This is a genomic window from Levilactobacillus tangyuanensis (assembly GCF_003946545.1).
In the GTDB taxonomy this organism is placed as follows: domain Bacteria; phylum Bacillota; class Bacilli; order Lactobacillales; family Lactobacillaceae; genus Levilactobacillus; species Levilactobacillus tangyuanensis.
On sequence record NZ_RHOA01000006.1, the window covers coordinates 17612 to 35262 of the forward strand.

Sequence of the window (17651 nt, forward strand, 5' to 3'; positions counted from 1 at the left end):
TCCTCCTCCCCAAGCGTTTCCCGCATGGCATTATTGTAGTCAAAACGATTCCAAATCCCTACAGAAAGCACTCCGTTTGGTTAAAAAATCCCCGTCGCCCCGGGCACCCTCAAAGTTTGGTATAATGTTCAAGACCGTAACGGTATGCAATAGATGAAGTTACTTAACAAATGACAACACAATAGGAGAAAATATGGCTAAATTTGAGTCAAATAACCACCGGAATTTCCGGAATGATCGCCACGATCACAACGACCACCACTACAACAATCACCGGCGCCCCCAACAGGAGACGCCTAGTGTCACGGTCGAAGAGGGCCAACGGTTCCCACTGACCATCAAACGCATGGGGATTAACGGCGAAGGAATCGGCTATTACAAACGAATGGCCGTCTTCATTCCCGGCGCCTTGACCGGCGAAGAAGTGGTTGCCGAGGTCACCAGCGTGGCCAAACGCTTCCTGCGTGCCAAGATTCACCGGATTCGTAAGACCAGTCCCCACCGGGTCGAACCCCGCGATAGCTACGCCGATGAGGTTGGTGGCTTCGAACTGGAACATTTAGACTACCCTGAACAGTTAAAATTCAAGCGTGACGTTGTGACCCAATCGCTCGAACGCTACAAGCCTTATGGCTACCAACACTACGACCTGCGGCCAACACTGGGCATGGACGATCCTTACGGCTACCGTAACAAGGCCCAATTCCAGGTTCGCAAGAATGCCGAGGGCCAGGTAGAGGCCGGCCTCTACGCCGAACGCAGCCATGACCTGGTTGACCTGCCAACCTGTTCCGTCCAGATGCCCGCCGTCATGACGGTCATGCGCGCCGTGGTTGGGATGTTACAGGACCTCGAGATTCCCATTTACGATGAAGAGGCACACTCCGGTATCGTGAAGACACTGGTCGTGCGGGCCGCCGCTCACACCGACGACGTGCAATTGGTCTTCATCACCAACTCGCAGAAGCTCCCACGCAAGCGCGACCTGTTAACCCGGATTGCCGACGAGTTACCCCAAGTAACGTCCGTCATGCAAAACATCAATCCGGGCGAGACGTCGCTCATTTGGGGCGATGAAACCCGTCATTTGGCCGGGTCAGAAACGATTACCGAAAAGCTGGGCGACCTGTCATTCAAGCTCTCCGCCCGGGCCTTTCTCCAATTAAACCCCTACCAAGTGGAAGTCCTCTACGACGAAACGAAGAAGGCCCTGGATCTTCAACCGGGCGAAACGGTTGTCGATGCCTACGCCGGTATCGGAACGATTGGCTTATCCCTCGCCGACACCGCCGAAGAGGTTCGGGGGATGGAAACCATCCCCGAAGCCGTCGACGACGCCAACGCTAACGCGGAAGCCAACGGTATCACCAACGCCCACTACGAATTAGGCAGTGCCGAAGACCTCCTGCCTAAGTGGGTCATGGCCGGCTTCCATCCCGATGCCATCGTGGTCGATCCACCCCGCACCGGCCTGGACGAAACCTTGATGGACACCATCCTGGCTATCCGGCCAGCGAAGTTCGTCTACGTGTCCTGCAACCCGTCAACGTTGGCCAAGGATCTGGTCACGTTGGCCGAGGACTACCGGGTGGACTACATCCAATCCGTCGATATGATGCCACAGACGGCCCGTTGTGAAGCCGTCGTGAAACTCAGCCGTCGTCAATAGATTAATAGGCACTAACCGCTTTTCGTGTTAGACTTTTAATAACGAATATCGCAATGAATTATTAAGAAAGTTGGCAATGACATGCAAGATCCTTTCAAGGGCTTTAACGACGATGATCAAAACAATCAAAATGGTAACGGCCCGCAAGGACTGCCACTACCGCCAAATTATGCCACCGTCGTCAATCCTGAGACGGGTAACATGCGGATCGCCAAAGTGGGGTTCTCGTGGACCATGTTCCTCTTTCCCCCATTTCCAACGATTTTCCGGGCAGACTGGTATAATCTGCTCTGCATCTTATTGCTAGAAATCTCCGCCTCGATGATTATTATCATGTTGGTACCCGCCAATCAGTTGGCCAATTACACCTCACTGATTGTGCCGCTCGCTCAAAGCATCCTGTGGGGCAGCATCTATAACATGATGTACTTCAAGCACCTGTTCAAGCTGGGCTTCATGCCGGCCGATGAACGGTCACGAGACCTGCTGGAACACGCCCACTACTGGACGCAACCAAAGTAAACTGAAGAATCACCAACCATGGGCTATGCCGGTGGTTGGCTTTTTTTCTGGGCTAATCGGTATGTCCTTTAAACCTTAGTGTGGCCTATCCCAAACGAGTTTGGTATGATTAAGCCTGGTCGTCAGTAAACTTAGGATTGTCCTACCTCGATCTCGTCTAGTAGCAAGTGTGGACTCATGACCCACGCCGGATGAGGTCGGGAAGCTACTGACGATCAACACACTATCTTGCGGCAGTCTCATCTGAGGCTGCCCTTTTTATAGTGTCCTTAGCGCCAAAACAGCCGCCCCGTTCAAATGAATGGGGCGGCTGTTTTAAGCGATTCGATTACCAGTCTCGTGACGGCCAGTTTGGACAAACCGTTTCCTGACGGCCGTCACCGGTGACTGTCCATCGATCTAGGCTTGCTTCGTGGGGTAGATCGTGAACTCGTTAACGTTCACGTCTTCCGGTTGGTCAATCGCGAAGTTCACCACGCGAGCGATAGCATCCGGCGTAATGCCAACGGCATCGTACAGTTGGTCCATCCCCGCCTTGGCATCGGTATCCGTGATGGTGTGCAACAATTCCGTGTTGATGGCCGCCGGGTATAGCGTGGCCGTCCGAATGTTGGTTCCCTCTTGGGCACTTTCGGTCCGGATAACTTCCATCAGGTTCCGAACGGCAAATTTCGTGGCTCCGTACACCCCGGCACCCGGGAAACTCTTGATCCCAGCAACGGATGAGGTCGTCACAATTTGGCCGTGCTTTTGCCGGGTGAAGTCGGGCATGACGGCGGCCACGCCGTTCAAGACCCCCTTCAGGTTAATATCAATCATGTCGTTCCATTCCTTAACGTGCAGCGCGCTAATTGGGGAACTCGGCATGATCCCGGCATTATTGAAGATCACATCAATCCCACCAAACGTAGACTTGGCGAGGTCAACTAAGCCTTGAACCTCTGCGGCATCCCGGACATCGGTCACCTGGTAGGCGGCCCGGCCACCGGCCGCCTTGATCTCATCGGCTAGTGCGGCCAATCGGTCTTCCCGCCGGGCACCCAGAACCACCTTGGCGCCATTTCTGGCAATTAACTTGGCGGTAGCGGCCCCAATTCCAGAGGAGGCCCCCGTGATCACAACAACTTTATCTTTAACTGTCATAACTTAATCGCTCCTTTATGTCTTGATGTCGATTAGTATATGAGGTTCGAGCGACTCGAAATCAAGACTCATGGTTAAACTTTTTTATTTTGACGATTTTCCCGAACTTTCTTAAGTTAACGTGTGATTCACCCTGTTTGAATTGTGGCGGCCAATTTTTTCTGGTATCTTGGGGCTAATCAAACCGACTACAAAGGAGAATTGGATGCAAACAACTCGACCCGACAGCCCGGTGAAACGCTTCTTTAAAGGCATCATTATCGCCCTGGGCTTCATACTACCCGGCGTCTCTGGCGGCGTTTTGGCCGCCATTCTTGGCATTTACGAACGCCTACTCGGCTTCATGGCGCACTTCCGCCAAAACTTCAAACAAGACTTTTTATATTTCGTCCCCGTCGGCCTCGGCGGTATCGTCGGGATTGCCCTCCTGTCGGCCCCCCTGGAATACCTGTTGGCACACGCCCAGGTCATCGTTCTGTGGGGCTTTGCCGGCGCCATTATTGGCACGCTACCGGCACTCATGCAGACTGCCAGTTCAAAGACCCCCCGCGATACCGCGGATGTGGTCTGGTTCGGCGCGACCTTCGTGATCAGCGCCGGACTCCTCTACTTTATGAGTGATCTCTTTGGTCCCTTGCCGGCTAATTTCATTGGCTTCACGGTCGCCGGTGCCCTGATTGCCCTCGGGGTCCTGGTACCCGGACTCAGTCCCTCCAACCTGCTTTTAATCCTGGGACTCTTTACCCCCATGCTAACCGGCTTCAAGAATCTCGATCTATTGGGCGTTTACCTACCAATCGCGATTGGTGGTTGCCTGGCCATGGCCATCTTCTCCAAGGGAATGGACTATCTGATTCACCGCTTCCACTCGCGCGTCTACCATTTCATTCTAGGCATTGTGACGGCTAGTACCGTCTTGATTTTGATACCGAACAGCCACGCCGCCGAAAGTATTTCGTACGCCGGCGCCAACTGGATGACCTTCATCTGGAGCGCGATTGCCCTCATTGTTGGGATTGCGCTGGGATACTGGATGAGTCGGCTGGAAGAAAAATACAAATAACTGCGGCGCTTATCGTCAACTCCGCAAAAGAAAATAAAAAGTTCCGCAAAAACCAGAAAAGTTTTTGCGGAACTATTTTTATACCGGCTAAGCAGTCGGCTAGTCTTGTTCAGGTTTAAAGGCCCGCGTCGCGTTCACGGCCTGTTTCCAACCGGCGTATAGCCGTTCCCGCCGATCCGATTCCATGTCAGGCTCAAAGAGGCGTCCAGCGGTCCGGATCTCCTTAACCTCATCGATACTTTGCCAGAATCCCACCGCGAGTCCGGCAACGATGGCGGCACCCATAGCGGTCGTTTCTTCATCGGATGCCCGTAGAACCGGAATATCCAAGATGTCGGATTGGAACTGCATCAGATAACGATTCCGCGATGCGCCACCATCGGCCATCAGGGTCGTGATATCAATCCCGGTATCCTGGGTCATGGTGTGCAGAACATCCTTCGTCTGGTAGGCAATCGATTGAAGCGTCGCCTTCACGAAGTCATTACGATTCGTCCCCCGCGTTAGGCCAAAAACGGCACCCTTGGCATCGGCATCCCAGTATGGCGCACCCAACCCGTTAAAGGCGGGCACCACGTAGACCTCATCCTCGTTGGTCGAGGCCATCGCGGCTTGCCGGGATTCGGGAACGTTACTGATGATCTGCATACTTTCGTGAAGCCAGGCCAGCGCCGTTCCGGCCACCAGGATGGACCCTTCAAGTGCGTAGGTAATCTCATCATTTAAGCCATAGGCAATCGTTGTTAACAAATTATTGTTTGATGTCTGCGGTTCATTCCCCGTGTTCATCATGACGAAGGCCCCGTCACCGTAAGTGTTTTTGACGGTCCCGGGCTTCAAGGCCAGTTGACCCAACAGGGCGGCCGATTGGTCACCGACAATCCCGGCAATTGGCACTTCTACCCCATAAAACTGGAAGTTTTGCGTCACGCCATAGACTTCCGAACTCGATTTAACCTCGGGTAACATTGCGGCGGGAATGTTTAACCAACTCAAGATGTCGGCGTCCCATTTCAGGTCATGAATATTGAAAAGCATGGTCCGACTGGCGTTACTGTAATCGGTCACGTGGACCTTCCCACCGGAAAGCTTCCAGGTAAGCCAACTGTCCACCGTTCCGAAGAGTAAGTCACCCTTTTCGGCCCGTTCCTGAGCACCGGGAACCTGGTCTAAAATCCAGCGAACCTTGGTGGCACTGAAGTAGGCATCGACGACCAGCCCGGTCTTATCACGAATGGCGTCCGCATGCCCCGCCGTAATCAGGCCCTTGGCCAACTTGGTCGTTTGCTTACTTTGCCACCCAATGGCTGGATAGATGGGATCGCCGGTCACCTTGTCCCACACAATCGTGGTTTCCCGTTGGCTACTGATCCCGATCGCTTCAATGTTTTCCGGATGAATCGAGGCGTCGATCAGGGCACTGGCGATGACGGACAGCACACTATTCCAGATCTCATTAGCATCCGACTCGACCCAACCCGCGTGTGGATAGTATTGTGGAACTTCCTTGTATCCTTCAATGACCTTGCGACCAGTGTGGTCAAAGATTAATGCCCGCGTGCTCGATGTCCCTTGGTCAATGGCTAATATGTATTTTTCTGGTTCCTTGAGTGCCATAAGTCTAACTCCCTCCAAATCCCTGCTTCGCTAGGGAAGCGGTTACAAATTCACTGCGTTCATCATAGCATGACCCTTGTGAAGAACGCCAGATTTTGTCTCAATGATTGCCGTGGCTTGTGACTTTCTTAAGGATTAAACGGTCAGGCTTTTGCCCGCCAAAAAAGAGTCCTCAAAGTCTGCCCGCGTCTTAACCTTCTTACCGAATTCATCAATCAAGGCATGAAATTCTTGATAATCAGTCAATTCAAAGTCTAGTTGGGCCACGACCTTCTTCTGAAAGGCCGGGTAAGTCTTGGGCATGGTCGCCCCCAGCCAGCCAAACAACCGGCGAGCATAGGTGTCGACCATGAAGGCCCCGTGATCCAACGTGTACATCAGGATATAATCGGCCGTTTCGTTGCCGATCCCCGTAATGGCCAGAAGGTCGGCCCGGAGACTGACACCATCGCGTTGCCGCAGGGCGTCCAGGTCATCCCCATTAGCGCCAAGCCATTCGGCCAGCGCCCGGACTGCCGCGCCCTTGCGGTGATAGAACCCACTGGTTCGAATCAAGTCGAGCAACTCGTCTTCTCCAAGCTGCCGAAGCTTAGCGGGATCGAACCCGGTCACGCGTTTTAAATTCAGTAAGGATGGTTCAACATTACGCCAGTTGGTGTTTTGAACCAGAATAGCCCCCAACATAATCTCTACGGGAGTCTCGGCCCAGGGTGTTCCGGGACGCAACCAGGGCTGAGGTCCCATCGCCTTAGCCATGATTTGATAAAGTTCTTGCACGTTCACAGGGGTTCCTCCTTCAAAATAAAAAATGATCAGCCACAAGAGTCGTGGCTGACCACTTTCACTGTTCGCAACTTAGTTTCGCTTGATAACCAAACGAATATCACCGTCGCCTGCAGGGTTTAGTTCTTCTTGATAGTCAAAGCCGGCATCTTGGAAGTACGCCTTGATTTCATCGTTAATCTCTTCCACTGGCCGTACGTCTTTGTCTTGGCGTGTCAATAAAAGCGTGTATTCCTTTGAATCCTCATCGACGTTTTCAAAGCTGTACACTACCGCTTCACTATTCAAAATCTCTTGAATCAACTGTCGTTCTGTCATCATGTTTACCTCGCTTAAATTTTATTCTACTACTCTACTATAGAGTTAATCCCTCTGTTTGTGAACTATTTCGTCAGCCAAGGGGTGACAAATTTACTAGGCCATGGTTATACTTAGTCCATTCAATGCTTGAAAGGAAGCGACGCCATGCGTCAACGAATTGCTTTACCCGCCGATACCCTCGGCGAAGCCACCAATATTATTAACGAACGAAACGCGGCGTTTGCCCCCCGACCAGTGGTCGAGGCCATCGTTGCCGCCGGGGGCATCCCCGTGATTCTACCAACCGTCGATCCCGATCTGGTGCCCGACTATCTGTCGCTCTTCGATGGCGTGGCCTTTCTTGGTGGTGCCGATGTCGATCCAACTTTCTACCAGGAGGAGCCCCACGTTCTGTTGGGCAAGACCGATCGCAAGCGGGACCTCTTTGAGATGGCCCTCTTACACGCGGCCATCGACAATAACAAGGCCGTGCTGGGAATCTGCCGGGGGCTCCAACTGATTAACGTCACGCTTGGTGGAACATTGTATCAGGATCTCACCGAGGACCCCAACGCCAAGATCAAACACAGCCAGGCCGCGTTTGGTAATCAGGTCACCCATCACGCCACGGTAACACCGGGGAGCCACCTCGCCGAGATTACCGGTAAACGACTCTTGGTTAATTCCCGACATCATCAGGCTGCCAAGACGATCGCCCCGGACCTAACCGTCACGGCCCGGGCCGATGACCAAGTGGTCGAGGCCGTGGAATCCACCGCGAGCGACCAGGTTCTGGCCGTCCAGTGGCATCCCGAAAACCTGTTCAAGCACGACCAAACGGCGATGGGCATTTTCACCAACCTGATCAAACGCGCCGCCGACCGGGCTTAATTTTCAGAAAGACCTTTCATTGTGAGACCGGTTCCATTAAACTAGAAACTAGACTAAATTTAACGAGGTGAAATCACGTGGCAAAAATGCAGGACTTTGGACAGCGAATGCGCTTTTTAGCATTCTCGATTTTTCTGAACTCCGCCGCTAACGCCCTCACGATTTCAACCAACCTTGGGAGTGCCGTTTGGACCGGGTCATCCGTGAACCTGTCTAACTGGATTAACGTGCCCTTGGGAACGACCCTCTTCGGCTACGGGATCGTCATTACCATCCTGAACCAAGTCCTACTGGGGACCTTCGACCGCCGGCGTTTCGTTTCAAATCTACTCTACATCGTGCCATTTAGTTACCTGGTCGAGTGGATCGGGTACTTCTGGAACTGGATTGGCGTCGGCCGCCTCAACCTGACGGGACGGGTCATCGTCGACATCATTGGCCTCTTCGGTGTGGCTTTTGCCGTGTCGATCTACCAACGTTGCAACATCATCATGCATCCCAACGATGACCTGGCCTACATTCTCCGCTTTAAGTTCCTTCACGGATCGGCCGTCATCGCCCAATGGGCCAGCTACATTCCACCGTTGACCATTATTATTTTATCCTGGTACTTTACCGGTGAGCTTCACGCCATCGGCTTTGGGACCGTTTGGGCATTGATCACGCAAGGCATTGTCATGGCCTGGGCCGACTTCCATGTCTTCCCCCAATTAAAACATCATGTTGACGTTTAACTAAATAACGGCCGAGAATGACGAACATCATCCTCGGCCGTTTTTGATTGCCGCCATTTTACCGTCGCCCCTTAAGCCACGAGTAACCGTCAAGAACCATCGCCACCATGAGTTCAAAGATCGAGGTGATGGTGAACCATTCAATGATCCCTGCGAGAAATTTCCCCAATCGTTTCATCAACACGCCCCCCTTAATAAAAAAAGACCAGTGCCATCGGCAACTTGGTCCTTAATCGTATTAAACCTCGTCGACTGCGCCGGTCAAAATGAATTGCCGGATTTGCCGCAAGGTTCGTTTAGTCTCTGGCAATTTCTCCCAGAGAATGTAGTCATGAAGCATCGATTTCATTTCAAATGATTGAACCTCGGTTCCAACCGCACCATTCAGGTGCTGTAAGAGCCGTTTGTCATCGGCCGCCAATAATTCATTGGTACCATAGTACAACTGAATGGGGCCTAACCCCTCGAAGTTACCGTAGAGTGGGCTGACCAATGGGTCCGTCACCGGATGATCCCCGGCGTATTGAAACCCAATGCGTTTCATCGTGGCCAACGTCAGGAAGGGGTCGGTCTTGGCCCCATTCTTCAGGTCTGGATTCATCATGCTGAGATCCGTCCACGGTGAAATCAGGATGGTCCCGGCAGGCAGTGGTTCTTGGTGTTCCTTCAGCTGTTGGAGGAGGGTCAATGCCAATCCCCCGCCGGCCGAATCACCCATTAAGAAAAACTGGTCGTCCGGATACTGCGCCCGCAGGTAATCGTAGGCGTTCATGGCGAAGATGACCGTTTCGTTAACAGTGGCCTCCGGAACTAATGGATAGTCGAGGTAGGAGACCCGCAGATTGGCCTGATCGACTAGATTCACCATCAGATCCCGGTGACGCTTGGTTCCCTGTAAGGTGTAGGCACCACCGTGAAACAATAGGACGTGCTGGGTTAACGGCGCGCCCGAATCCACGGTTAAAATGCGGCCATCGAAGATTTCTCGTTCTTTGGTCACCATATTATCAGGGAATTTTGCGGGCACGACTGCCCGATTTTTTCGGCTCGGTTGAGAAAAAGCCTGTTGCATCTGCTGTTTCAGCTGGCTATGCCGGGTTTTAAAAAGTAACCATTTCCCTTGCAAACTCACGACGATCACCCTATCTTTTGCCTTCATCAACTCTCTGCACTCATACAGCCAGTATACAGCGTTTCCTCGAAAAAGGCTTCCCAAGAATCAATTACTAGGCAAAAATTCCCAAAACCGTTAGAATAAGAGGGATGAGAAACTATCGGGGATTTACTAGTTAACCACCTAATTAAGTGGCTTAACGACCCGAATAACGAAAGGATGGCTGAGTCAATGGCTAACGACCGGATATTAGACGTACAGGGCGGTGTCAACTTTAGAGAACTTGGTGGCTATGCAACCGTCGATGGTCACACCGTGAAGTGGCACAAGCTGTTGCGGACGGCCGGACTCGCCAACCTCACCTCGTCAGACCTGCAGCATTTAACCGACTACGGTGTCAAAACCGATGTCGACTTTCGTTCTCGCGATGAACAAAAGCAGGCGCCCGACAAGGTTCCCGCTGGCGTCACCTACCAGTTCACCCCCGTTTTCCCAGCGGATGACGAGACCGATGCCTCGGCATCACAGGTTCAACTGGAGGAACGCTTCTCGGCAGATGACCAGGCCGGCTATCGCCACATGCTTGACGTCTATGAACAGATGGTGACATTGCCTTCTGCGCAACAGGCCTACCACGACTTTCTAGCGGAACTCCTCCGAAACGAGGGCGACGGTCAATCCGTCCTGTTCCACTGTACCGCCGGTAAGGACCGGACCGGGATGGCGGCCTTCTTCGTGCTGAGTGCCTTGGGCGTTGATCCCCAGACCATTCGTCACGACTATCTGATGACCAATCAGACGTCGGCCGACCACATCAACGAAACCACAACCGCTGCGGCGGCTCGCGGTGAATCGGCGGCCTTCGTGACCAATATTCGGGCACTCTATACCGTTAATGATGACTATTTCGATACAGCGATGCGACTGATTAATACGCAATATGGTGGCACGCTCGACTATTTACACGACGTTCTGGGACTCTCCCGGGGCGACCTACAAACATTAAAGCAACTCTATTTGGATTAACTTCCATGCCAGACTAGCCGCCAAGGATAGTCTGGTTTTTTACCTCATTCACGACGAAAGGACTTGATGTTTTTATGAAGAAATCAACACTGACTTGGGCCCTTCCCTTAGCGGGACTTGCGGCCACTTCCCTCATTGCCAGTGAGCGACTGTTCAACTTTGCCTTCAAGCGCGTCAACTACGTGCCAGAAACTTCTGCCGACAAACAGAAGTATGCCGATGCCTACTATGCCTATGTCGACTGGTATAAAAAGGTTAAGAAGGAAAAATGGTTCCTGCACGAACACGATCCCAATAACCGGATGGTCGCGGAATATATTCCAGCGGAAACGCCTAGCCAACAGACCGTCATCATCTCCCATGGTTACAAGGGAAACGGTGAAACCATGGCTAACTTTGCCCAGATGTATCACCAACTTGGCTTTAATGTCCTCCTACCCGATGACCGTGGCCATGGCGAGAGTGCCGGCAAATACATTAGTTTTGGCTGGTTAGATCGCTTGGACTATCAAGAATGGATTCGCCAGGTCATCGAACGGTCGTCACAAGACGTCAAGATCCTGATGTTTGGCGTTAGCATGGGGGGCGCCACGATGGAAATGCTCTCCGGCGAGAGCCTGCCCAAGCAGGTTAAGGCGATCATCGCCGACTGTGGCTACTCCAGCATCGAGGCCGAATTGACCTACCTGTTGAAGCGCCAGTTCCACCTGCCAAAATACCCATTGGAGCCACTCGTCAGCACGATTTCCAAGCGCCGACTGGGCTACTACCTGGGTGATGTTTCCGCTACCGAACAGTTGGCCAAGAATAAGCGGCCAATCCTGTTTATCCACGGTGACAAGGACGTTTACGTTCCCGTGGGCATGGCCTACGAGAACTATGCCGCCACGCATGCACCAAAACAATTATGGATTGTGAAGAATGCTTCACATGCCGAAAGTTTTTGGATTAATCCAAAACGCTACCAGGAACACGTTGAAGAGTTCTTGACGACCTACTTTAAGTAATTCCGGACGAAATCTTCACAATTTAGATTTCCTTTATAAATTAATCAAAAAGTCGTCACGGAATGCCCCCTTTTCTATTCACAAACTGGGGGTATAGTTATCATCATAGTAATTAGCCAATAGCTATTACTAGTCAAAATCTACTTCCAATCCCTTTTTTTAAGATTCTCCTCCCCAGAGAATCGCAATCCCTGGATAGGACCCCTCAAGCCTATCCACCCCCTCAAAATGAGTCACTCCCCCTAGTGGCTCACTCCTCATGAATAAAACCGCGGCAGCCCCTTACCAAGGCTGCCGCGATTTTCTTGTTCTGATTCTTCTTTCGTTCATTGCCAACCTGCCAGTTGGCCAGGGAAGGGCCGGAACGTGGTGGACACGACTTGAAATTGATTCCAAATAATTTAGCGAACCCACAAAAATAGCGACCGTCACAACGGAGTTAACCCTTGTGACGGTCGCTATTGCTTTGTTCAGATCTATTATCCTATGGCAGCTTAACGCGAATGTACCCGTCACCGCCGACTACGGGCCTTTAACTAAGACTAGGTGGGACGAGCTATCGTAGCAGGAACCCGGAAGCAGATGGGGCTCAGCCATGAAATTTCTCTTAGCCCAGTGATCTGCTGGGGTTAGAGAAAGGCCAGCCTTTGAGACCGACCTTTGGGCTCAAAGCTGAGCCCATGGCGTTCCAGCCCAAAATCTGCTGGAGGGTTCCTGCGGCCAATACCGATGATCCGTTCTAAACTAGTCTTCCGTCAAACCAAGCCGGTTGAAGATATAGTCAACGCGACGAAGATGGTAATGGTAATCGAAGGCATCGTCGATCTGCTCCGGCGTCAACCGCGCCGTAATTTCAGCATTAGCCTCGACCAATGGCCGGAATTGAATTTGCTGGTCCCAAGCCTGTGCCGTCAAGGGTTGTACCAGGTCATAGGCTGCCTCACGACTCAGCCCACTTTCAATCAACTTCAATAATAGTCGTTGACTGTAAATTAACCCATAGGTCCGACCCATGTTAGCCTTCATCGTTTCTGGGAAAACATCCAATTGACTTAAAATTCGATTGAATCGGTGAAGCGAGTAGTCCAGTAAGGTGGTCGTTTCCGGTAGAATCATCCGCTCGGCAGAAGAATGGGAGATGTCTCGTTCATGCCACAGACTGACGTTTTCATAAGCCGTCACCACCGTCCCACGAATGACCCGGGCCAACCCGGTCACATTCTCGGAGCCAATCGGGTTGCGCTTGTGGGGCATTGCCGAGGAACCCTTTTGTCCGGGGTTAAAATGTTCCTCAACCTCATGGATTTCGGAACGCTGGAGGCTCCGAATTTCCGTGGCAAACTCCTCAATACTCGTGGCAATCAAGGCCATCGTGGCAATGTAGTCCGCATGCAGGTCTCGCGGCAGCACCTGACTAGCAATTGGTTGGGCGCTAATCTCCAGTTGGTCACAGACAAACGCCTCGACCTCAGGTGGCACATTGGCAAAGGTCCCGACTGCCCCACTAATTTTACCGGTCTCCACCCCTTTGGCGGCCCGATCGAATCGGTCCAGGTTCCGTTGCATTTCGGCATACCACCGAGCGATCTTCAGGCCAAAGGTCGTGGGCTCGGCCTGGACCCCGTGGGTCCGACCAATCATGACGGTCTCCTTATATTGAAGGGCTAGCTTCTTCAAGGTCGCAATCAGGGTCACAATGTCCGTCCGCAAGACCGTATTGGCCTGCTTTAACCGGTATCCCTGAGCCGTGTCAACAACGTCCGTACTCGTCACACCGAAGTGAATCCATTTTCGTTCGGCGCCCAATGATTCGGAAACGTTACGCGTGAACGCCACAATATCGTGATGGGTCACGGCCTCAATCTCGGCAATCCGGTCAACATCAAAGGTGGCATTGGCCCGAATCTTCGCGGCGTCTTCGGCAGGTACCTCGCCTAACTTGGCCCAAGCCTCATCAATCGCCACCTCCACGGCTAACCAGGATGCATATTGGTTTTTTAATGACCAAATCTGACCCATCTCGGGACGCGTATAACGTTCTAACATCAAATTCCTCCTCAATATTGCATTAAAACACGAACATTAATTTGATTTTCGTTCTTTCCTTCGGTAATTATCATATCATAGAACATCCCATTTTTATACCATAAAAGTCCTTAAGTTCAACTGCTAATTGGTTTCTACCCACAATTATAAGAACTTTTATACTGAATCTTTCTAAAATCGTTCGTATATTCCTTGATTTTCAATTCCGAACTTGATACACTAAATCTTGCTGGGCGTTCGGCTCAGTAAAATAAAACGATGAGGTGTTGTTATGTCTTCAATAGTTGTAGTTGGTAGTCAATGGGGCGATGAGGGTAAAGGAAAGATCACGGATTTTCTAAGTGAACAGGCTGACGTCATTGCTCGCTACCAAGGAGGCGACAACGCCGGTCATACCATCGTCTTCAATGATCAAACCTTCAAATTACGGTTGATTCCTTCAGGAATTTTTTACGCCGACAAGATTAGCGTGATTGGTAACGGCGTGGTCTTAAACCCCCAATCATTAATTCAGGAACTGGCTTATCTCCACGAAAACGGCGTGGCCACCGACAATCTTCGGATTTCTAACCGGGCCCACGTTATCCTGCCTTACCATATCCTATTGGACCAGGCCCAAGAAAAGATGAAGGAAAACAAGATTGGGACCACCAACAAAGGAATCGGCCCCGCTTACATGGACAAGGCCGAACGAATTGGGATTCGGGTAGCCGACCTGTTGGACCACGATGTGTTCGCCGACAAGTTACGCCAGAACTTAATTGAGAAGAACAACGTGTTAACCAAGCTTTACGATGAAGAACCTTTGGACTTTGATGATATCTTTGAGACCTACTATGACTTGGGTCAACAGTTAAAGGGCTACGTTACCGACACATCAGTTGTCATCAACGATGCCCTGGATGCTGGCAAGAACGTCCTCTTTGAAGGGGCCCAAGGGGTCATGCTCGACATCGACCATGGGACTTATCCATTCGTCACCTCCTCAAACCCAGTCGCCGGTGGGGTAACCATTGGTTCTGGTGTTGGCCCAACTAAGATCGACCACGTGGTTGGGGTCTGCAAGGCCTACACGTCACGTGTCGGTGACGGCCCATTCCCAACCGAACTCTTCGATGAAATCGGCGACACCATCCGTGAAACCGGCCATGAATACGGGACGGTTACCAAGCGGCCTCGCCGAATCGGCTGGTTCGACAGTGTTGTTCTGCGCCATGCCAAGCGCGTTTCCGGCTTGACCAACCTATCATTAAACTGTTTAGACGTCCTGACCGGCCTGAAGACCATCAAGATCTGCAAGGCCTACGAACTGAACGGTGAGACCATCTACCATTACCCTGCTAGCCTGGTTGATCTGGAAAACTGTCAACCAATCTACGAAGAATTCCCTGGCTGGACGGAAGACATTACCCATTGCCAATCCGTTGCCGAACTTCCCGTTAACGCGCAAAACTACGTGAAGCGACTGGCCGAACTGGTTGGCGTCGACATTGCCACCCTGTCTGTCGGTCCCGACCGGGAACAAACCAACATTTTAGAAAACGTCTGGAACGCTTAACCTACAATCAAGGAGTGACGAACATTGCATCCAGCTGAAGTATTTGACTATGAAGATATCCAACTCATTCCCAACAAATGCATTATCGATAGCCGGAGTGAAGCTGACACCAGCATCGAATTTGGTCCCCACCGCTTTAAGATTCCGGTGGTTCCGGCCAACATGGAAACCGTCATCAATGAACCCCTGGCCGTTTGGCTGGCTCAAAATGACTACTTCTATGTGATGCACCGATTCCAACCCGCCGATCGCCGCGGCTTTATCGAACGGATGCAAGCGCAGTCCTTGTTTGCCTCCATCAGTGTTGGCGTGAAGGAAGACGAACACGCCTTCATCGATGAATTAGCTGCGGCCAACCTGACCCCGGACTATATCACCATCGATATCGCCCATGGTCACAGTGACGCCGTGATCCGGATGATTCATCACATCAAAGAGAAACTGCCTACCAGCTTCGTCATCGCCGGTAACGTCGGTACGCCGGAAGCCGTCCGTGAATTAGAAAACGCGGGTGCCGACGCCACCAAGGTCGGCATTGGCCCCGGTAAGGCTTGTATTACCAAGCTGAAGACCGGTTTCGGTACCGGTGGTTGGCAACTCGCTGCCCTCCGGCTCTGCGCCAAGGCTGCTCGTAAGCCAATCATCGCCGACGGTGGGATTCGCTACAACGGTGACATTGCCAAGTCCATCCGTTTCGGTGCCAGCATGGTCATGGTTGGCTCAATGTTAGCCGGCCACGAACAGTCACCTGGTAACCTGTTGACCATTGACGGTCGAAAATTCAAGCAATACTGGGGTTCCGCCTCTGAAAAACAAAAAGGGGCCTACCGTAACGTGGAAGGCAAACAGATGTTGGTTCCTTACCGCGGCGACATTTCTCAAACACTGCACGCCATGCAAGAAGATCTCCAATCCTCAATCTCCTACGCCGGTGGCCGAAACCTCTTGGACATTCGGACCGTGGACTACGTTATCGTGAAAAGCTCCATCATGAACGGTGATAACTATTAGAATCATCGACACCCGCCAATTTGGTGGGTGTTTTTTTCGCAAAAAAGGCGCTGACCGAGTGGCCAGCGCCTTTCCTAATTTATTTAGTCGTAAAAATGAGCAATTTTTTTGCCTTTTATGTAATCCGTTTGAGATCCCATTTGGTACCCACGAATAACTTTGTAATGCTTCTTCCCAATCTTGCGGGAAGTCAGTTTCATCCCGCCTTCTGGGAATGGGCTGTCGGCGGCGACACTAATCTTTGAGTTTAAGACAAAGGCGCTACCATATTTCTTATAGGACAAACGATGAGCTTTGCTCTTAGCCTTAGGGGTGAGTTTAAAAGCGCTATACCCAGGATACTTGATCGAAGCCTTATGAGCCGAAATACTCAGCTTCGTCCACTTATGATGGCCTTGATAAGAATAAAAATTCCCACGAATCGACTTTGGCGTGGTCGTTGCACTAGCGGCTGCTGGAACAACCGTGGCGCCGACAACACCTAATGAAACGGCAGAAACTGCCAACAACTTCATTAACTTCAAATGACTCTCCTCCTAATCTAAATGATCAAATCAACTAGTTTAAGTAAGTCCGGTAAATGTGCTTAACCTTCTTGCCCTTAATAAAGTCCCACTTAGTACCGCTTTGGTAACCGCGAATAACCTTGTAGTGCTTCTTGCCAATCTTACGAGAGGCTAATTGCATCCCCCCGGCTGGGAATGGACTGTCGGCCAACACCTTAATCTTGGAGTTTAAGTAGAACCGATTCATCGACTTAAAGTTCTTATAGGATAACCGATGAGCCTTGCTCTTGGCCTTAGTGGTCAGCTTGAACGCCTTGTCCGAACCAATCTTAATGTAGGCCGAGTGCTTAGAAATCTTTAATTTATCCCATGAATTGTAGCCTTGGTAGGCATAATATGTACCGCGTAATTTCTTGGGAACCGTCGTCGCGCTAGCAGATGCTGGGACAACCGAAGCCCCGACTACCCCTAATGACACCGTGGCAACCGCCAATAACTTAACAAGTTTCACATGAATCTCCTCCTTACCTGAATTATTTTAAGTATACTGCGATTTTGCCAAAATGAAACTAGTAATTTAATTATGAAATGGGTAAATTATTATCCACCAAAAGCAGATAGCCTTGATCGGTCACAAAAAGCCTGCCCCAGCAAACGCCGA

The 17651-nt window shown here is 51.4% G+C and carries 17 protein-coding genes; 9 read left to right on the forward strand and 8 right to left on the reverse strand.

Going from position 1 to position 17651, the window contains the following annotated elements:
* The first annotated feature begins 193 nt into the window (after positions 1-193).
* Both rlmD and EKM96_RS05865 read left to right on the forward strand, forming a co-directional pair.
* Positions 194-1669 carry a 23S rRNA (uracil(1939)-C(5))-methyltransferase RlmD gene (gene rlmD / locus EKM96_RS05860; protein WP_125641101.1) on the forward strand — a complete coding sequence of 492 codons (1476 nt, stop codon included), beginning with the start codon at positions 194-196 and terminating at the stop codon, positions 1667-1669.
* Between the two features lie 81 nt (positions 1670-1750).
* Positions 1751-2191, forward strand: coding sequence for a DUF2628 domain-containing protein (locus tag EKM96_RS05865; protein ID WP_125641104.1), 441 nt, complete (start codon positions 1751-1753; stop codon positions 2189-2191).
* Positions 2192-2590: 399 nt separating this feature from the next.
* On the opposite strand, the gene EKM96_RS05870 is transcribed toward EKM96_RS05865, so the two are convergent.
* Positions 2591-3334 carry an SDR family oxidoreductase gene (locus tag EKM96_RS05870; protein ID WP_125641107.1) on the reverse strand — a complete coding sequence of 248 codons (744 nt, stop codon included), beginning with the start codon at positions 3332-3334 and terminating at the stop codon, positions 2591-2593.
* A gap of 205 nt (positions 3335-3539) precedes the next feature.
* Between EKM96_RS05870 and EKM96_RS05875 the strand changes: the two genes are divergently transcribed.
* On the forward strand, positions 3540-4397 hold the full coding sequence (locus tag EKM96_RS05875; protein ID WP_125641110.1) for a DUF368 domain-containing protein: 858 nt from the start codon (positions 3540-3542) through the stop codon (positions 4395-4397).
* A 99-nt stretch (positions 4398-4496) separates the two neighbouring features.
* Here EKM96_RS05875 and glpK read toward each other — a convergent pair whose 3' ends face one another.
* The 3 genes from glpK to EKM96_RS05890 all read right to left on the reverse strand — a co-directional run bounded on the left by glpK (position 4497) and on the right by EKM96_RS05890 (position 7115).
* A complete protein-coding gene (gene glpK, locus EKM96_RS05880) occupies positions 4497-6014 on the reverse strand; it encodes a glycerol kinase GlpK (RefSeq protein ID WP_125641113.1) in 1518 nt (505 codons plus the stop codon).
* Between the two features lie 135 nt (positions 6015-6149).
* On the reverse strand, positions 6150-6797 hold the full coding sequence (locus EKM96_RS05885) for an endonuclease III domain-containing protein (protein ID WP_225417641.1): 648 nt from the start codon (positions 6795-6797) through the stop codon (positions 6150-6152).
* Between the two features lie 72 nt (positions 6798-6869).
* The gene (locus EKM96_RS05890) at positions 6870-7115 is read right to left on the reverse strand and encodes a DUF3110 domain-containing protein (protein WP_125641295.1); all 246 of its coding nucleotides are present in this window, start codon (positions 7113-7115) and stop codon (positions 6870-6872) included.
* Positions 7116-7262: 147 nt separating this feature from the next.
* Here EKM96_RS05890 and EKM96_RS05895 point away from each other — a divergent pair, with 147 nt between their 5' ends.
* The gene (locus EKM96_RS05895; RefSeq protein WP_125641116.1) at positions 7263-7988 is read left to right on the forward strand and encodes a gamma-glutamyl-gamma-aminobutyrate hydrolase family protein; all 726 of its coding nucleotides are present in this window, start codon (positions 7263-7265) and stop codon (positions 7986-7988) included.
* 77 nt (positions 7989-8065) lie between these two features.
* Positions 8066-8722: a hypothetical protein gene (locus tag EKM96_RS05900; protein ID WP_125641118.1), complete on the forward strand. Its 657-nt coding sequence runs from the start codon at positions 8066-8068 to the stop codon at positions 8720-8722.
* A 238-nt stretch (positions 8723-8960) separates the two neighbouring features.
* Here EKM96_RS05900 and EKM96_RS05905 read toward each other — a convergent pair whose 3' ends face one another.
* Positions 8961-9881 (reverse strand): alpha/beta hydrolase fold domain-containing protein, encoded by a 921-nt coding sequence (locus EKM96_RS05905; protein ID WP_225417643.1) that lies wholly within the window; start codon positions 9879-9881, stop codon positions 8961-8963.
* Positions 9882-10067: 186 nt separating this feature from the next.
* Here EKM96_RS05905 and EKM96_RS05910 point away from each other — a divergent pair, with 186 nt between their 5' ends.
* Positions 10068-10862: a tyrosine-protein phosphatase gene (locus tag EKM96_RS05910; RefSeq protein WP_125641121.1), complete on the forward strand. Its 795-nt coding sequence runs from the start codon at positions 10068-10070 to the stop codon at positions 10860-10862.
* Positions 10863-10936: 74 nt separating this feature from the next.
* Positions 10937-11869, forward strand: coding sequence for an alpha/beta hydrolase (locus EKM96_RS05915; RefSeq protein ID WP_125641124.1), 933 nt, complete (start codon positions 10937-10939; stop codon positions 11867-11869).
* Positions 11870-12613: 744 nt separating this feature from the next.
* Here the strand turns inward: EKM96_RS05915 and purB are convergent.
* Entirely contained in the window at positions 12614-13915 is a 1302-nt protein-coding gene (gene purB / locus EKM96_RS05920) for an adenylosuccinate lyase (RefSeq protein WP_125641127.1), read from the reverse strand.
* Between the two features lie 271 nt (positions 13916-14186).
* Between purB and EKM96_RS05925 the strand changes: the two genes are divergently transcribed.
* Both EKM96_RS05925 and EKM96_RS05930 read left to right on the forward strand, forming a co-directional pair.
* Positions 14187-15473 (forward strand): adenylosuccinate synthase, encoded by a 1287-nt coding sequence (locus EKM96_RS05925; RefSeq protein WP_125641130.1) that lies wholly within the window; start codon positions 14187-14189, stop codon positions 15471-15473.
* Between the two features lie 24 nt (positions 15474-15497).
* On the forward strand, positions 15498-16484 hold the full coding sequence (locus EKM96_RS05930) for a GMP reductase (RefSeq protein ID WP_125641133.1): 987 nt from the start codon (positions 15498-15500) through the stop codon (positions 16482-16484).
* Positions 16485-16567: 83 nt separating this feature from the next.
* On the opposite strand, the gene EKM96_RS05935 is transcribed toward EKM96_RS05930, so the two are convergent.
* Together EKM96_RS05935 and EKM96_RS05940 are read right to left on the reverse strand one after the other, a co-directional pair.
* Entirely contained in the window at positions 16568-17008 is a 441-nt protein-coding gene (locus EKM96_RS05935) for a hypothetical protein (protein ID WP_125641136.1), read from the reverse strand.
* A 34-nt stretch (positions 17009-17042) separates the two neighbouring features.
* Positions 17043-17501: a hypothetical protein gene (locus EKM96_RS05940; RefSeq protein WP_125641139.1), complete on the reverse strand. Its 459-nt coding sequence runs from the start codon at positions 17499-17501 to the stop codon at positions 17043-17045.
* Positions 17502-17651: the final 150 nt, after the last annotated feature.